This window comes from Pseudomonas sp. NPDC088444 (assembly GCF_044900175.1).
Taxonomy (GTDB): Bacteria; Pseudomonadota; Gammaproteobacteria; order Pseudomonadales; family Pseudomonadaceae; genus Aquipseudomonas.
The window spans coordinates 280,957-297,245 of the sequence record NZ_JBJDNK010000009.1; the positions used below are offsets into that span (position 1 = coordinate 280,957).

Consider the following 16,289-nt stretch of genomic DNA (forward strand, 5'->3'; position numbering starts at 1 on the left):
AAAAAGAACGCTGATTGTCGTATTGGCGAAAAATTCTGATCAACGTCACCTCCAACATCTGGAAACGTGCGAAATCAACAACAGTCGTTCGCCAGCATGGACGCACGCAGGCCAGATGAGTATCATGGCGCCCGCGTTGCACTTGTAGCTCAGCTGGATAGAGTACTGCCCTCCGAAGGCAGGGGTCGTGGGTTCGAATCCCGCCAAGTGCGCCATTTTTGATTTCAGCGCGTGCGAGACGTTCTGAGAATCTGCTTGATAGAAAGAAGCCCGCGATGCGCGGGCTTTTTTGTTTTTGGGCTGCCTGTGCGGCAGTGAACGTTTCGTCGTAACGCAGACGCGAACATCGATTTTTCTGAGCTGCCGTACAGGCAGCTCAGAAAATCAACCAGATCATCAAAGCCTGTGCCCTCCCTCTACTCCTGCTCCCCATCCCCCAACCCCAACACCACCTGCGCCTGATCCAGCCACACTGCTTGGGTCTTGCCGTCATTCCCGGTGACTTCCGCTCGCACCCATCCACCCCTGGCCACTGAGGTGACGCTCACGGCGGTGCCTGCCTTAACGAACTCGCGTTTGTGGGTGCAGGTGGATTGGGGGGCTTGGTAGATCCAGGCGTTGCCGCCGATGATTTTGCCTTGGAGGGGCGGGGTGTAGGTTTCTTCCTGCATGCCGATTTTCTGGTTCAGCAGTTCGCAGTCGACCGGCGCGGCGGCCATGCCGCTGATGAGTTGCACTTGTTGCATCAGCACCTGGGTGTGGTGAAAGCCGGTTTCGGCGCCGAACAGGGTGCCTTTGAGCACGACGGGTTGGTCGAGGTAGGGTCGCAGGTTGTCGTAGTCGGTGGCCTGGAGGATCAGTTGGACGAGGGTTTCGTTGTCTTCGACGCTGATGTCGCCTTCGTTTTCATTGCCTTTCATGCACAGTGGCTCGGACAACGAGAGGTAAAAGCCGACCTGTGGTTCATCGCCAGTGACGACGTCTTCAAAGCCGGGCGGGCCGGGGAAGACCTGCCGCGTCAAGGTGCCGCTGAGGGTGGTGTCGGCCGGTTCGTACTGGTTGCACTCGCTGGCCTTCGCGGTGACAAAAAGCGAAAGCCAGAGGCTGAGTATCAACGGTAGGTGAAAACGAGAGATGGTGGTCATTGAGGAAGTTTCCGACAGCACTTCAGGATCGATGATGAGAGGTTAGAGAAATCTCTGACAGGCGCCAGCTTTAGATGAACGACACGCGCAATCCGGCAATGCCCCTTGAGAAATGGCCGTTTGATGGCATAGCATGGCGCGCTCAGGAGATGGCATTCCTCCTTATTAACCGCCTTCGGGCTGATGATGCCTACGCGATCCCTCTGGAGGGGTGCGTAGGCTATCGCCTTGCTTTTCTCTTCCAGCGGGTTATTTCCGACTCTCTGAATAGACCCCATGTACAAATCTTTGTTGGCCGTCATCGTTGGCGGCAGTCTCGGTTGTGTGTTGCGCTGGGCCATCGGCCTGAAATTCAACACGGCCTTTCCCAACCTTCCTCTGGGCACATTGCTGGTGAACCTGATCGGCGGGTTCGTGATTGGCGCGGCGATGGCCTTTTTCCTCAAGACGCCCAGCCTCGATCCGGCGTGGCGCTTGTTCGTTACCACTGGTTTCTGCGGCGGACTGACCACCTTTTCCACGTTCTCTGCCGAGGTGGTGTACATGCTGCAAGACGGTCGTCCGGGCTGGGCTGCGGCGACCATTACCACTCACGTGGTGGGTTCGTTGCTGATGACGTTCGCCGGTTATGCGCTGATCAACGCGTTCGATTGAGAGGTGGCGTCAAAGCTAGCAGACCATTTGCCACGCCTTGCGGTGGGTCGTTTTGTCACTCTATATTTCGGCCCATCGTGCGAAACAGCGAAGGGATTTGCGTCAGCCAAGGCGCGATTCTGACAGCCGTGCGGAGCCTCACTCTGCGTCATGGATCACTTCTTCAAGGACGAACGAATACAGCATGAGCCCCTCTTCCACTCCCCGCGCCGATCGTGTGCAAGGTCTGTTGATTGCCCTGATCGGTGTCGTGCTGCTGGCCGTCGCCGGTTATCTGGTCAGCGAGCGTCACGGTTTTCTCTCACACGCGCAAAAGCACCATGGCGGTCAATACCACGCCAGTGGGCGCTGTGCTCGGCCCTTTGGTGATGCAGCGTCAATTGCTGCAATCGACCAAGGGCACGCTGGTCATGGCGGGCGTCAACGCCGGTTTACAGGCCGGGGGCGGCGGCGCGATTTACCTCGTCGGTCTGTTCTGAAAAAAAAACGGCCCTGCTCATCGAACAGGGCCGGTTTTCTCGTTACTCAAACCCGCTCAATCACACATTCGGGCAAGGCACTGGTGCCCAGTCGCCCAGGTCCGGGTTTTTGCACATGGCGTTGACCTGCGACTGACCGGTGGCTGCCACCTGCTGGCTCGCCGCCTGTTTGGCCTTGGCGTCCTGCAAGGTCTTCTCGGTGCTGACCGCTTCTTGAGGCACGGTCGGCAGCTTTTTCTTCACCGGAGCCTTTTTCTTGCTGGTCGTGGTGGTGGTTGTCGTGGTGTCGGCAGCGGCGACGGTCGCGACGTCCGCACGTTTTACGCCCACGGTTTGCAGGTCTTTTTCGTAGGCCTGGGTGTAGTTGTTGATGTCTTCACCGGCCTTGCCGTTCACTGCGGTGATCAGGTCGTTGGACTCTTTCAGGCCCGCGACGATTTCAGCCAGACGCTTGCGTCCTTCGGTGTCGTTGATAGTCTTCGCCTTGCGCCCTTCGACCAGCTTGGTGAACTCGCTCTGGTAGCACGACTGCGACGCCTTGGCGTAGCCCACGCTGCGGTCGATGTCCGCCGTGCTCTTGTCGATGTCGGTGGCGTAGGAGCCGATGCGCTGATTGTCGTCAGCGATCTGCTTTTGTTTCTCGGTGTAGTAACCCGCCGCGCCGCCGACCAGCGCGCCCCCTGCAACGCCAATGGCAACGTTGCGTGCGCGATCTTCGGAGTTGCCGACCAGTGCACCGGCCAACGCGCCGCCCAAGGCGCCCACCGCAGCGCCACCCAGCACCGACTTGCTCACGTCAGAGTCGGTCTGACGCAAGTGCTGCACCGGCTCATAGCACGTCGGGTAGTACTCGACCTTGGTGGTCGCGCCTACTTTGGAAACCGGCGAGTTGGCACATCCCGCCATCAGCACGAAGCTGAATCCTGCGACAACCAACGCTAGCCCACGGCAATTGAAGTTCGAAACCACAGTGTTAACAGCAGGGTTACGGGATAACTGCATGGTGATGCTCTCTTTTTTGGTTTTACAACGCCGGCAGGGCACATGCCTGACCGGACTCCCTTTAAGCTCGCTGGGCAACGGCCGTCATGGCTGCGCGGCCGAAGCGAGCAATTCCTTCAGAATCGCCTGTGGGTCCGCCCGCTTCTGCTGGCGGTAGTTGCTCACATGACGAACGAATAACGTGGCCCGGGCGACCAGACTCTTGCCCAGCACCGGCTTGCGATTGAGTTCTTCCTTGACCCGCTGGAACTGCGCCTGAATCACCGCGTCGGTGTAGCGCGTGCCGGTCGCAAGGTTGTCGATGTAGATGGCCACCGCGCCGTCCAGTGCGCTGGTGCCGTTTGCGATGGCGCCCGCAAACAGCTTGGCGCTGGCCTCGTCCTTGGCATCCGCCGCCTGCTTCTGGCTTTTGCGCAGGTTGGTCAGGCGAATGTTGTAGTTGTTGATGGTTTCAGCGACGAGGGCCGAAGACTGAATCAGGTTGCCCGCCGCTTCTTCACGCTGTTGGGCGATCAGCGAGACGTTGCGCTTGAGTTCTTCGTTCACCAGACCCAGCTCGGCCTGAAGGCGAGGGTCGCTGCTGGCCGCGATGATGGTGTCCAGCCGCTTGGTCGGGTCTTGAGCGTCGTCAATGGCATCGGTGAGAGAGGCCAGTCGCCCCTCTTTCTGCCACTGCTCGAACAGCTCTTTATAGCGAGAGCGAGGGGCAGACAACGCGCCGATGGCGACCCGGAACCCAGTGGTTTCATTGCTCTGCTCGGTGCCGTCGGCGGCAAACAGCGGGTACTCGCGGCGCATGCCGGTGAACAGCGTGCCCTCGCCTTCCAGATAATTGCCGCCCTTGGCCACGAAGCCGCCGTAGGTGCCCTGACGACGCCCGGCGTGAACCAACTGGAACGACTCCTGAACCATTTCGGCGGCGTTGCCGATCACATCGAACAGGCCAATCGGGTTGGGCAATTTAGTGCCAATGGGCATCAGTCGCGCGGCCTGGCCAGTGCCCCCCGCCACCTGATTGAACACCGCCCAGTCACTCAACGGGCCGTCTTCTTCGCTGCCTTCGACACGACGCGGGAACAGGCGGCCTTCCAGCTCCTGACGGCTCACGGCCTGACCACCTCGCGCGGCGTACTCCCACTCGACTTCGGTGGGCAGGCGCACGAATCCGACGCCGCCGTCGTCATCGGTTTTGCCGCGCCCGCTGATGGGCAGCAGGTCGCGGTGGTACTTCATCAACCAGGCGCTGTAGACCGCCGAAAAGCGCTCGGCTTCAAAGCGCGACAGCTTGACCTTGGGCAGCCGTCCGATCATGCCTTCCGGCGCTTCGCAGGCCGGGGCCGGTTCGCCGCTGGCCAGCGATTGCGCCTGGGACATGACCTGCGCGTATTGCCGCGCCGTGACTTCGTACTTGCCGATGAAATACAGCATCGGTTTGAGCGGCGTGGCGGCGTCGGTTTCCGGTAATTGCGGGCCAATGGTCTTGCGCCAGTCGCCGGGCAGGTCGTTCAAGGTGAACTGGCCGTTGATGAAGTCGCGGCGATAGCCAGAAATGAACGATTGTTTGTAGCCCGCTTCGCCTTCGCTGAACGGGTATCCCAGGCTGACCTCGCGATCATCCAGCGAACCTTGCGCCAGCACGTAGACGTAACGAAACACCATTTCCCCCTCGCACGGCAGCGGCAACACAACGTCGTCCGCAAGCGGCTTGGGGTTATCCAGCGTGTTGTCCTCAGCCGCTAGCGCCAACGACGACAGGCTCAAACACGCCCACGCGACAGCTGCCGCTCGGGCCATCAAGCGCCAATCAGACATCTCGTAATCCTTCCGAAGCGTCGATGCGCGCCACACGCCAGCCGCCCAATGCCGCAGCGCAAGCGCTGGCACCGAGCACAGCCAGCACGGCCACGCAGTAATGACGTAACAGCAGGTGGCTGGCGTACTCCCCCGGCACCTGCACGAATAATTGATTGAGGCCGCGCTCGGCCAGCGCGTAGAGCACAAAGCTGATGACCGTCGCGAGCACGCCGCTGTAAAGGGCTTGCAGGATGACGAACAGCAGCAGCGCTCCTGTGCTGAAGCCCAACAATCGCAACACCGACAGCTCGCGACGCTTGCGCTCGACCGCTGCCAGCGCGCCCGCGATAACGGCGGCGACAGCGCCGAGGACAGCGAGGGCGGTAATGATCCAGAACACCAGGGTCAGGTTGCGGCTCAAAGACTGCACCTGCGCGATGGTTTGCGCCTGCGTCGAGACAAGCAGATGCTGATCGGCGAAATAACGACGCAGCGGCTCGACGTCGTCGAGCGTGCGGGCATAGAGACGGAATGCCGGGAACACGCGCTGCTCATCAACCGCAGGCGCATCGCCCGGCCAGCCAAATGCGTCAACCGCACGACCGTCGCGGTAATCTTCGACGGCCTCCAGTAGCGCCATCGACGCAAACAGGGCATCGCGCCCAAAGGCTTCCAACGGCAACACCGCCGAAACCTGCAAACGCGTGCGCTGCACCTGTGTCACACCTGAAACCTGGCGAGTGAAGGCAGCGTCGAGCCAGTCACCGGCCTGAGTACCGAGTTTTTCAGCGGTCGTTTGACTGAGCAAAATTTGATCAACACCAGCGGGCGGCGATGCCGTGCCCAGCAGCGGATCGCCAATGGCGGTGGGAATCATCTCAACGTTGACCACCTGCTCCTGCGCAGGCACGGACAGATCCGCCGTGGCGGCGATCTGTCGGGTGCGCGGCAGAGCGAACGCGACATCGGGTCGTTTCGTCAGGGCGTCGACAAAAGCGGCGCTAAAGCGACCGCCGCCCATGGGAATCACCTCGCGAACGGCGGGATCGCGCTCAAGGCGCTCAGTCAGGCTGCCCACCAGACCGAACTTCAACCCAAACAACACCAGCAACGGCGCGATCACGGCGACCAATGCCAACACGGTGCAGGCCGAGAGCCGCGCATCGGCGCGGTAATCCTGCAGGGCGAGGGACATCACCAGCGTGATACGCATCAGTGTTCGACCTCCAACGTGGCCGTCACACCGCCGTCTTCGTCGCGAACACAGACGATGCGCAACGGGCGCAATCCCATTTCCAGCGCCAGCACCTCATCATGAGTCGCGATCACGCAGCACGCTCCCTGCTCACGGGCACGGCTCAGCAACAACTGCATGACGCGCAGGGCATTCAGCGGGTCCAGCGCCGCAGTGGGTTCGTCGGCCAGCAGCAATCGAGGGTTGTGCGCCAACGCTCTTGCGCATCCGACTCGCTGCCGTTGCCCCACCGACAGCATGTGGGGCCTTTTGCCCAGTTGTTCGCCAACTTCCAATTGCGCCGCCAGACGCTCGACCGTGCCGTCATCGCTCATGCCCAGCAACCGGCGTGACAGGCCGATGTTGGCACGCACATCGAGGTAGCTCAGCAGCCCACCGGTTTGCAGGACATAGCCAATCTGGCGGCTGCGCAGTTGCGCCAGCTCGCTCTGTCGGGTGTCACGCCACAGCCCGGCGACATCGACATGATCACCATCGACAAAGAAATCGAAACACTCAGTTGCGTCAGGCGAGAGCACCCACGCGAGCAGGTCGAGCACGGTACTTTTGCCGCAACCGCTGGGGCCAATCAGCGCCCATTGCTCGCCCGCGCCCAGCTCCAGACGCGGGATCACCAGGCTGAAACGCTGGCTGCCCTCGCCCCGCGTCTTGCGCACCGCTCGCAGGCTCATCATCACGGCAACGTCGACAACGGAACGCGATATAACGCATCACCCGGCTCGGCATCGCCGAAACGGACCCAATTGGCCAGATCGTTGTGGAAGGTTTCGTAGAGGCGAATCTTGGAATCCAGTTCGTCGATGAAGTCCTCCTGCTCGGCCACGCTCAGCGACAGCCACAAATCCTGGGTCATCGTCAGCGATTTACTGCGGTACGGCAGCCCTTCCAGGTATTCACCCAGCACGCCGCTCTGCGCCAGGTTGCCACCCTTGCGCAGCGCAGACGGGTCGCGGCTCATGTAGGCACTGGCGCTGGCGATTTCCTGGAAGAAATCCTTGGGCGAGCTTTGTGTCTTGCGCGCCGCATCGACGATCAGCTTCAGCGACTGTTGCAGATCATTGAGCTGCAACTTGCTGAGCATCACGCACACCTGAAACTCCGGTTGCGCGGGGTTGGTGAGGTCACGATCTGCCGTCCATGCACTGACCAGTTGCGGCGCGCGCACCCCGGTTTGCTGGCCGAGAAAGTCCATGCGCATCGCGTAGCCGATGGCGGCCGATTTGTCGGCCACGCTTGGCGCCGACGGCAGCGAAGGTGCGACCTGCGGCTGGTTGCTGCGCACCTGATGGACGAGATCGGCGAACACCGAGCCGATTTCCGAGACACGCTGGCCGAATTTCTGCACATCGCCGCCCGGCACCGGCACGTACAGGTCGCCGATCTGCGGGTTGGCGTCGGCGGTCAGCGTGCGGTATTGCTGCTCGGCGAAGGCGTGATTCTTCTTGCCCGCATCGGTTTTCAGGTGCAGCGCATAGATCTTGATCTGCTTGCCCAACGCGGCCTGACGCACCTCGGCCTCGTTCATCTGCGTGCTGCTGAAAGGGTCGTTCTTACGCAGCGAGCCGGCGTCGCTGACCAGCAGAATCAGCCGTCCGCCGTAACCCGACCAATCCATACCGTTGACGGCCCGCATCACCCCGGCGAAAGCGTCTTCGTTGAAGGAGTGGCTGGACACGTTGGTGGCTTTGACCTGCCGCGCCAGCTCCAGAAAACGCTGCGGATCGCGGCCCTGATCCAGTGTGATCAGGGTCTTGGTGAGGTATTCCAGGCCCGGCGTCTTGCTGACGTTGTTTCGAAAGCCCACCAGACCGAAGCTGACGCTGTCCAGTTCGCCGCGCTTGCCGATCTGGTTCTGCAACTCGGCGATCACGTCGCGTACCTGATCGATGTAGGGCTGCATGGACACCGACGTGTCGACCACCAGCACCACCCCCGTGCGGAAAGCATCTTTGCTGGCGGAAGTCTTGATCGCCTCGCCGGATGCCGTGCGCTGAGGGGTGTTGCCGGGGTCAATGGAGGCGACGTTAAGCAGTTGAACGGGCTGACCGTTCTGGTCGAATGTTTCCTTGGCGTCGAAGATCGGCAGCAAATAAAACTGATTCTGCGGCACCGCGCTGGCAGCAGGCTCAAGGGCCAACACCTGATGGCTGTCATCGGCGTTTTTCTGCGCATTGAGCAGCAGCTTTTTAGCCGCTGCCGGGTCGTTCAGCAGCTTTTCCAACGGGCCGGGTTCGCGCAGGAACATCGCCGGAGCACGCCCAGAGCGCTCGCTGAATTTGAGCACCAGACTCTGCTTCCAGTCGCTGACCTGATCGGCAGGCAACCAGCCTTCGCTGTGCCCGTCACTGGCAGCGCCAACCCGCAGCCACTCGCTGCCACTCAGGTGCTTGCGCTGGTAAACGTACAGCACCGAAAACGCCGGAAGCGCCTGATCGCCTGTTCCACCCGCCTCTGCCGCGTATTGGGCGCCGGGTTTGCTCAACACGCGCTGAAACAGGGTCTTCTTGTTCGCCATCAACAGCGGACGATTGCCGCCATCGGCGTCTGTCACCGGGGTTTGAACCGAAGGCGTGGCAGCCAGTGTTTTTTCGGGGGCAACAGGCGCAGTGGCGGCAGGCGCTGCATGACTGGCCGCAGTCGTAGAAGCTGCGGCGGGCGTGTTGTCGCCCATCCACCAATAGGCACCGATGCCCAGCCCCAACGCGGCGGCAATCGCGACGCCCAACAAGGCCAGCACAGGCCCCTTGCGTTGCTCGGCCGTGCTGGACGTTTCCAGCACCGGCGTGGGCCGTGGTGGCGGCGCGGTTTGCACAGGGGGCGTGTCGGGGATTTCGATGGAAACCGGCGTAAGGCCTGCCAGATCATTCTTTGGCGTTGGACTCGCCTGAAAATCGGCAGGCGGCAGCGGCAACATGCGGATCTGCGTAGCGTCGCTGTCTTCGGGCGGTAAAGCATCCAGCGACGCGATCAGCTCGGCTGCATCGGCAAAACGCTCTTCGCGGTCCTTGGCCAGCAGTTTGGTGAGGATGTGCTGATAGCGACCGTGGTGAATCGGCAGCTCCGGCAACGGCTCGGTCAGGTGCGCGAGGGCCGTGGACAGGGCGTCAGTGCCGTTGTAGGGCAGTTTGCCAACGAGCATTTCGTAGAGCACGACGCCAAGGGCGTACAAATCAGCACGACCGTCGATTTCCAGCCCCCGAGCCTGCTCGGGGCTCATGTAACTCGGGGTCCCGACGGCAAAACCCGCCTGAGTGAACTGGGTGCGGTCATCCAGCGATTTGGCGATGCCGAAATCCGACAGCACCGCCGAGCCATTGGCGCGAAACAGGATGTTGGCAGGCTTCACATCACGGTGCACCAGCCCTTCGGCATGGGCATACCCCAACGCCGATGCGATCTGGCGAATGTAGGTCAGGCCTTGCTCAGCGCTCAAGCCGCTGGCGATGCGCTCTTTCAGCGTGCCGTTGGGCAGGTATTCCATCGCCATGTAATACAGGTCGCCGACATTGCCGATGTCGTGAATGGTGACCGTGTGCGGGTGTGACAGGCGCGCAAGCGTCTTGCCCTCGCGCAGAAAGCGTTCGCAGAACGTCGAATCGGCAGCCAGCGCTGCGGCCATGATTTTCAACGCCACCTTGCGCTCCAAAGAGCGTTGTGTGGCGAGATAGACCGTGGCCATGGCGCCTTCGCCAATCTCGCCTTCGATGTCGAATCCGGGAATCAGTATGTTCATGCTCGGGTCTTCAGGCGGCTTTGACGACAATGGCCGTGATGTTGTCGGGGGCGCCCCGGGTCAGTCCCAGATGAACCAGGCTGCGGACCACCTGGTAGGGGTCGGCATGGCCCAGCACATCGCGAATCTCGTGGTCTTCGGCGGTCTTGTTCAGGCCGTCGCTGCACAGCAGCCAGGTGTCGCCAGGCAGGATGTCGAGGTTGAGCATCGCCACATCGAGCGCGTCATCGACGCCGATGGCGCGGGTGACGATGTTGGCGCGCGGGTGCACACGGGCTTCGGCCTCGCTGAGCAGGCCGCTGTCCTGAAGGTCCTGGACATAACTGTGGTCGCGGGAGATGCCGATCAGCTCGCCATCGCGCAGCCGATACAGGCGGCTGTCTCCAGCCCACAGGCACACGCCCTGATCGCCACGTACAGCGAAGGCGACGACCGTGCTGCCCATCATGCTCAGGCCGCGACGCAGGGTTTCGGCGCGCACTGCCGCGTTCACTTCCGTGAGCGCCGTACGCAGCGCGCAGGTGTAGATCGACAGCACGTCAGCCGGTTGTGTCCGACGCAGGCTGTCGACGATCAGGCTGGCGACGTAATCCCCCGCCGCGTGACCGCCCATGCCATCGGCGACGGCCCACAGTCCGTTTTCCGGCAGTTCGAGAAAAGCGTCTTCGTTGATCTGCCGCACCATGCCAACGTGGCTGTAACTGGCAGAGCGGTATTGAAGTGTTTCAGGTCGTGCAGGCATCTAGATCGACGCTCCTTGTCCCAACAGATAGCTGCCGAATTCAGCGGCGTCAGGCAGGCCCTGACAGCGCATCAAACCCGGGGCGATGCGTTCCGATCCCTTGCCCCACCAGAGGCTGGCGCCTTCACAGGCCAGTTCGGCCAATACGCGATGACGTTGTTCTGGCTCGTTCACTCGCGTGCGCTGTAGCCCGGCAAAACGATGAATCGGTTCGCGGGCAACGGTGGGGAGAAAACCTAGAGTAGACACACCGTCATCGAAGGCCGAAAAGTCGGCGCTGTCGTCCAGCGTCGACAACATCAGCGCTTCGACCTGTTCAAACCAGGCATCCGGCGCGCTCACCAAACCGGCCAGCGACTGTCCGGCTTCGAGGGTCTGGGCGACGGTCAGCGGAAAATAACGCCCGACCCGATCAATGCTCGGCATCAGCACCCCCACCACGGCATCAGGGCCGCACACACCCGCCGCCAAGGCGAAACGCCACAAGGGGCTGACCAGATAGGCATCGAGCCAATCCTCGCCCAACTGCTGCTGGCTGACGTGCAACCCTGCCGCCAACCAGGCGTCCCAAGGCTGAATGAAGCTTTGCGGCAGGCCGCGACTGACAAAATCGCCACGGCTGGGCAACTTGCCGTAAAAACCCAGCGTCGTCATAACCGCTCCGGCAGGCTGAAGCCGCTCAACACACGGCTCTTGAACGGGTTGAACGCGCTGTTGGCGCGCAGCTCGTAGGAAATACTGGCGTTATCGACTCGCAGCCTCAGGTTGAAACGATCAGGCGAACCACCCGCTACCAGGTCGGACTGTTCCAGCAATCGGAACCACGCCCACGGGCCGTCCAGCGTGATGCCCGAACGACCGCTGGCCGCAGGCGGCGAGATCGACAAGCGCACCACGCCAATGCTGCCAGGGTTCGGCCATTGCATCGCAACCGGGCGGCTCGGGCCGTGGTCGTAGCTGATTTGCTGGCCGTCGAGGTCCAGCAGGAATTGCGTGACAGACGCGTCCATCGCCACCGGCTTGAGTTCGAAACGCACGGTGGGCTGCACGCCGCCGGAACGGAAGAACGCGTCACGAATCGCCGCCGCGCGCTGGAACGTCTGCAACACCGAGGCATTGATACCCAGCTTCTGCGCCGCACCCGGCTGCCAGCGCCAGGCCGACGCGGAGGTGTCGACGTAGGCTTGCAGGTACTTGCGGAAGTAGTTGTCCATCACCCCGCCGACCCCGAAGAACTGGCCGAAGTCATCCAGCGTTGCATCCCGCGCACTGCCGGGCGCCAGCGGGTAGCGACCGCTCAACGACTGTCGATAAACGTTCACCACGTCGCTGACCCACGCGGCGTTCAGTTGATTGCGAACGCCGCCCATCATGGTGTTGGTGGTGGAACTGACCACCGATTTGACCAGCCCCTGCACCACGGGCGGCTGGCGTTCGGCGTTCAAGTTGACCCGAGTCGCCGCAGCGCTCGCCGAATTCTTGGCTTCGCCCAACAGCGCATCGCCGCTGGCACCGACCATGGCGCTGACCTGCACGTACAGGGCGTTCATGTCAGCCAGCAATCCGTCGATGGCCGCAGGCTCGCCTTCGCCCTTGGTAACGAAAGCGTTTAGCTCGGCAAAATGCGCGCTCACCGGATCTTCGTTCGCCACCGGTGCAGACGCGATGTTCGCCTGCTCCTGCCCCAGCATCGAACCCAGTCGCTGTTTGAGCTGATCGACACTGCCCTCGACCTTTTTGCTTTGCTCGGCCAGCAGTTTGTCTTCTTGCTGCAAATTGGTTTCTTTGGCGATCGCCACCAGCAGCTTTTTCAGCGGCGAGGTCGGCCCGGAAATCACCCGCAACACATCCGCTGCCTGAGCGACGCTGGTGATCGGCACGAAGTCGATGTCGGCGAGCAGCGCGTCCCACTGACGCTGGTAATCCTGAAAGTACAGACGGCGCACATCACCTGCGAGGCTGGCGACGTTCTGTTGGTCTGCACGATCCAGGCCCAGCACCCACTGTTCTTCAGCCAACGTACCTGCCTGGCTCAGACTGGTTGTAAGAAAGACCTCGCGATAGCCTTTGGCGGTGAAGAAACCGCTCAAGGGATCGCCCAGTGGCTTGCCGCTTTTGCGTGAGAAGACCAAGGCCGCGTCACGCCCAGCGGCGTCAGTCAGGCGGAAATCCGGCACGCTGTCGGGCAGCTTCTGGCGCTTGACCCGGTCGTACACCCGCTGGGCCACGGGCAGTTGCTGCAACTGCCGACGCAGATCGTCGATCAGGCGCTGATCCAGGCGCGCATTGGGCGGATGGCGCTCGAACAGCGCCTGCAAATGCTCTCCCAGCGCCTGACGCTGATCGGGTGGCAAATCCCGTGGCAGGCTTTGATCCCAGTCCAGTGCGATCCAAGCCTTGATGAAGTCGGGATCGTAATGCTCGCTGTCCGCCAGCATCAGATAAGCCTTCAGACCTTCGTAAAGGAAATCCGAACTGCCACCACTGCGCAGTTGCTCTTCCACGCGGGTGACCAGACGCGGCGCGAACACAGCGATCAGCAACTTGCGGTACACGCTGCCAGATTCGGCTTCCAGCATGTCGCCCTGGTACAACCCCAGCCCCTGCGACATGCCCGGTGGATCACCCGCCAGATTGCGCACGGCATTGAGCAGCGGCAGAACGGCCAACACGTCACGCTGCGCCGGGCTCAGGCTCTGCACGCTTTGGCCCAACGGGGCGACTTTTTGATCGACCTGTGCGATGTACGCCTGATTGGCGCGGAAACTGATCAGCCACAACGTGCCGACCACCAACACCAGCGCGACAGTGGCGGCCAACGCACCTCGCGCCAGCCATTTGCGCCGCCGCTCGACCTTCGGGTTGACGCCGACCAGCCCGCGCTCGGCGAAGGCCACGGCGGTGAACAGTTTTTCAATGAAATAGCTGCGGCCTGTACCGGTCTGCCGCGCCAGGTGTTGGCGGTCCAGATTCATGCTCTGAGCCATGGCCCCGATCAACCGGTCAATCGGGCTGCCTTCCTGAGTGCCGCTGGTGAAATACACGCCACGCAGCAGCGCCCGATCCTCAAACGCATTGGGCTTGAATACGCCGTCGAGGAAGCCTTGCAGTGTATCTTTCAGCGCGCCGAACTGTTGCAGAAAGCCGTAAATCAAATCGCGCCGCGCGGGGTCCCGCTCCTGCTGCAAACGCTCGACCAGCCGCGCATTCAGGCGTTGCTCCAGCAACGCGAACTCACTCAGGAAATTGGCCAGCGGTCCGTCAGGTTGCTTGCCGTCGTCGAGGGCAAACGTCATGCCCCAGACTTGCGCGCGCTCCTCTTTATTCAGGGCGTCGAAGAACTCCATGAAGCCCGGCACCAAATCGAACTTGGTGAGCATGACGTAGATCGGGAAGCGCACGCCCAGTTGGCCGTACAGCTCCTGAATTCGCGCGCGAATCGCCGTGGCATGGGCCGCGCGCTCGGCTTCGCTGCTCAGCAGCAGGTCAGAGAGGCTGATGGCGATGAACGCGCCGTCGATGGGGCGGCGCGAACGCTGGGTTTTCAACAGGTCGAGAAAGCCCAGCCAGGCGGCCTTGTCGACTTGGGCGTGACTGTCTTGTGTGGTGTAGCGGCCCGCGGTGTCGAGCAGAACGGCTTCATCGGTAAACCACCAATCGCAGTTGCGCGTGCCGCCCACGCCACGAATCGCGCCCGCACCCATTTGTGCGGCCAACGGGAAATGCAGCCCGGAATTGACCAGCGCGGTAGTTTTGCCCGAGCCGGGCGGGCCGATGATCACGTACCACGGCAACTCATAGAGGTTGCGCCGCTCATCCCCACCCAGACGGGCCTTTTTCAGTAACTTGAGCGCATCGTCCATGCGCTGGCGCAGGGTCGCCAACTCTTCGGCGGTGGCCACGCTGGCAGCGTCCGGCGCGGTTTCGGCTGCCAGACTCTCCATGACCTTTGCTGCATGCCGCCGCGCCTGAATGATGCGAAATACACGCCACACGATCCAGATCGCGAACAGCAATACGATCAACGCCCAGCGCCGCCCCTCGGGCACCAACACGTCCAGCACCGGGCCGACGAACCAGATGATCAGACTCAGCGCGATCAACCCCAGAATCGGCACGACCCAGCGAATGACAAAACCGAAAAACGCCTTCACTCGACCCCCTCCGCCAATACTGTGATTTCAACCCGACGGTTCTTCGCACGCCCCTCAACGGTGGCGTTGGAAGCCACCGGCTCGGTGTCGCTGCGCCCCTCGGCAGAGAAACGTTCGGGCTGGCCGGTCTTGGCCGCTAGAATCTGCAAGACCTGCTCGGCACGGGCCTGAGACAGCGCCCAGTTGGAAGGGAAGCGAAGGGTGGCGATGGGGCGGTTGTCGCTGTGGCCGGTGATGCGCACTTGGCCCTTTACTTTGCGGATGGCGTCAGCGATGCGCAGCATCAGGGGCTGGAAATCATCGACGATGGTGGCGCTGCCCGAGGCGAAAATCTCGTCACCGCGAATGGTCACCACCGAGCGGTCCACGGCGTCTTCCACCGCCACTCGATTGGCTTTGATGTCCTCCACCAGAAAGCCCGCCAGATGCGGACGCTCGATGACCTTTGGCTGAACCACCGCCGGGGTGATCGCCTGCACCGGGATCTCGCCCAGCGCATGAATGTTCTTGAACACCGGTTCCGCGTCGGCAGCGAGCTTCAGCCGCAAGCCGAACAGCAGCACCAACAGCAACGCCAGCCCGATGGCCAGCCCAACCCAAGGCGGCACGAATTGCGAAAGCCGATCGCGCACCACGCTCAGCCCGCGCCAATGGGGCGACAGTTCGCGCTCGAACTCGCCACGGGCGCTGCGAATCGCGGCACTGGTGCGCTCGCGCAGCGCTTCCAGTTGGCTGCGGCCATCGTTCATCACGCGATAGCGACCTTCGAACCCCAGGCACATGCACAGGTACAGCAGCTCCAGCAGATACAGCCGTTCGCGGGGGCTTTGCAGGCAGTGTTCCAGCAACTGAAAGACCTTCTCGCCCCCCCAGGCTTCGTTGTGCACGGTGATCAGCAGGCTTTGCTTGCCCCACTCGCTGGTGCTGCCCCACGGCGTGCTGAGCACGGCTTCATCGAGTGCCGTGCAGAGCGCATAGCGAGCAAGCAGAACCTCATTGCGCACCACACCGGCGGCTTCGGCACGCTCTTCGAACTGGCGCAGATAACCCAACAACTGCGCCCGCAAGCTGGCGGGCGCCGGGTGGGCGATGGTGCTGCGCAGGCGCGTCAGCATCGCCAGCAGCGGACCGGCTGCGGCTTCCAGTGGATTGAGACCCTGCGCCTGACCGACCGGCAACGGCGCAGCGGGCACCGAGAGCGGCGGCGGTGTCGGATTGGCTGGCGCGGCAGCAGGTTGAGGCCCTCGGCCACCGGGGCGAGGCATAAATTGAGTTCGGTCGTTGCCGGGCATCGGCGGGTTGAACGGTTCGTCGTGGGAAGGCATCGCGCG

General features: G+C 62.2%; 11 protein-coding genes, 1 tRNA gene, 1 pseudogene and 1 riboswitch. Of the genes and pseudogenes, 3 read left to right on the plus strand and 10 right to left on the minus strand.

Annotated elements, in window-relative coordinates; translation table 11 throughout:
* The first annotated feature begins 138 nt into the window (after positions 1-138).
* Positions 139-215 (plus strand) — tRNA-Arg (locus ACI2KB_RS19375).
* A gap of 201 nt (positions 216-416) precedes the next feature.
* Here the strand turns inward: ACI2KB_RS19375 and ACI2KB_RS19380 are convergent.
* Positions 417-1,145 (minus strand): DUF4431 domain-containing protein, encoded by a 729-nt coding sequence (locus ACI2KB_RS19380; protein ID WP_404636894.1) that lies wholly within the window; start codon positions 1,143-1,145, stop codon positions 417-419.
* Positions 1,146-1,281: 136 nt separating this feature from the next.
* Positions 1,282-1,345: riboswitch (Fluoride riboswitch) on the plus strand.
* A gap of 76 nt (positions 1,346-1,421) precedes the next feature.
* Between ACI2KB_RS19380 and crcB the strand changes: the two genes are divergently transcribed.
* Complete coding sequence (crcB, locus tag ACI2KB_RS19385) at positions 1,422-1,799, plus strand: fluoride efflux transporter CrcB (RefSeq protein WP_404636896.1); 378 nt, start codon at positions 1,422-1,424, stop codon at positions 1,797-1,799.
* 344 nt (positions 1,800-2,143) lie between these two features.
* A pseudogene (locus tag ACI2KB_RS19390) lies at positions 2,144-2,278 on the plus strand (hypothetical protein); the annotation flags it as partial.
* A gap of 60 nt (positions 2,279-2,338) precedes the next feature.
* On the opposite strand, the gene tagQ reads toward ACI2KB_RS19390, so the two are convergent.
* The 9 genes from tagQ to ACI2KB_RS19435 form a co-directional block, all read right to left on the minus strand.
* Entirely contained in the window at positions 2,339-3,280 is a 942-nt protein-coding gene (tagQ, locus tag ACI2KB_RS19395) for a type VI secretion system-associated lipoprotein TagQ (RefSeq protein WP_404636898.1), read from the minus strand.
* A gap of 84 nt (positions 3,281-3,364) precedes the next feature.
* The gene (locus ACI2KB_RS19400; RefSeq protein WP_404636900.1) at positions 3,365-5,092 is read right to left on the minus strand and encodes a formylglycine-generating enzyme family protein; all 1,728 of its coding nucleotides are present in this window, start codon (positions 5,090-5,092) and stop codon (positions 3,365-3,367) included.
* Positions 5,085-6,287: an ABC transporter permease gene (locus tag ACI2KB_RS19405; protein ID WP_404636902.1), complete on the minus strand. Its 1,203-nt coding sequence runs from the start codon at positions 6,285-6,287 to the stop codon at positions 5,085-5,087. Before ACI2KB_RS19405 ends, ACI2KB_RS19400 begins: the two co-directional genes overlap by 8 nt.
* Positions 6,287-7,003 carry an ABC transporter ATP-binding protein gene (locus ACI2KB_RS19410; protein ID WP_404636904.1) on the minus strand — a complete coding sequence of 239 codons (717 nt, stop codon included), beginning with the start codon at positions 7,001-7,003 and terminating at the stop codon, positions 6,287-6,289. The genes ACI2KB_RS19405 and ACI2KB_RS19410 overlap by 1 nt, the downstream gene beginning before the upstream one ends.
* Positions 7,003-10,062: a serine/threonine-protein kinase gene (locus ACI2KB_RS19415; RefSeq protein ID WP_404636906.1), complete on the minus strand. Its 3,060-nt coding sequence runs from the start codon at positions 10,060-10,062 to the stop codon at positions 7,003-7,005. The genes ACI2KB_RS19410 and ACI2KB_RS19415 overlap by 1 nt, the downstream gene beginning before the upstream one ends.
* 10 nt (positions 10,063-10,072) lie before the next feature.
* The gene (locus ACI2KB_RS19420) at positions 10,073-10,804 is read right to left on the minus strand and encodes a PP2C family protein-serine/threonine phosphatase (protein WP_404636908.1); all 732 of its coding nucleotides are present in this window, start codon (positions 10,802-10,804) and stop codon (positions 10,073-10,075) included.
* On the minus strand, positions 10,805-11,458 hold the full coding sequence (gene tagF, locus ACI2KB_RS19425; protein ID WP_404636910.1) for a type VI secretion system-associated protein TagF: 654 nt from the start codon (positions 11,456-11,458) through the stop codon (positions 10,805-10,807). It lies immediately after the preceding gene.
* Positions 11,455-14,958 (minus strand): type VI secretion system membrane subunit TssM, encoded by a 3,504-nt coding sequence (tssM, locus tag ACI2KB_RS19430; RefSeq protein WP_404636912.1) that lies wholly within the window; start codon positions 14,956-14,958, stop codon positions 11,455-11,457. Before tssM ends, tagF begins: the two co-directional genes overlap by 4 nt.
* Positions 14,955-16,283 (minus strand): DotU family type VI secretion system protein, encoded by a 1,329-nt coding sequence (locus tag ACI2KB_RS19435; RefSeq protein ID WP_404636914.1) that lies wholly within the window; start codon positions 16,281-16,283, stop codon positions 14,955-14,957. The genes tssM and ACI2KB_RS19435 overlap by 4 nt, the downstream gene beginning before the upstream one ends.
* Between the last annotated feature and the right edge of the window lie 6 nt (positions 16,284-16,289).

Bases quoted from the DNA above. Each gene is read 5' to 3' on its own strand.
- ACI2KB_RS19435 (WP_404636914.1), bottom strand. From the start codon at position 16,283: ATGCCTTCCCACGACGAACCGTTCAACCCGCCGATGCCCGGCAACGAC.
- tagF (WP_404636910.1), bottom strand. From the start codon at position 11,458: ATGACGACGCTGGGTTTTTACGGCAAGTTGCCCAGCCGTGGCGATTTT.
- ACI2KB_RS19380 (WP_404636894.1), bottom strand. From the start codon at position 1,145: ATGACCACCATCTCTCGTTTTCACCTACCGTTGATACTCAGCCTCTGG.
- ACI2KB_RS19410 (WP_404636904.1), bottom strand. From the start codon at position 7,003: ATGATGAGCCTGCGAGCGGTGCGCAAGACGCGGGGCGAGGGCAGCCAG.
- ACI2KB_RS19415 (WP_404636906.1), bottom strand. From the start codon at position 10,062: ATGAACATACTGATTCCCGGATTCGACATCGAAGGCGAGATTGGCGAA.
- tagQ (WP_404636898.1), bottom strand. From the start codon at position 3,280: ATGCAGTTATCCCGTAACCCTGCTGTTAACACTGTGGTTTCGAACTTC.
- crcB (WP_404636896.1), top strand. From the start codon at position 1,422: ATGTACAAATCTTTGTTGGCCGTCATCGTTGGCGGCAGTCTCGGTTGT.
- ACI2KB_RS19420 (WP_404636908.1), bottom strand. From the start codon at position 10,804: ATGCCTGCACGACCTGAAACACTTCAATACCGCTCTGCCAGTTACAGC.
- ACI2KB_RS19400 (WP_404636900.1), bottom strand. From the start codon at position 5,092: ATGTCTGATTGGCGCTTGATGGCCCGAGCGGCAGCTGTCGCGTGGGCG.
- ACI2KB_RS19405 (WP_404636902.1), bottom strand. From the start codon at position 6,287: ATGCGTATCACGCTGGTGATGTCCCTCGCCCTGCAGGATTACCGCGCC.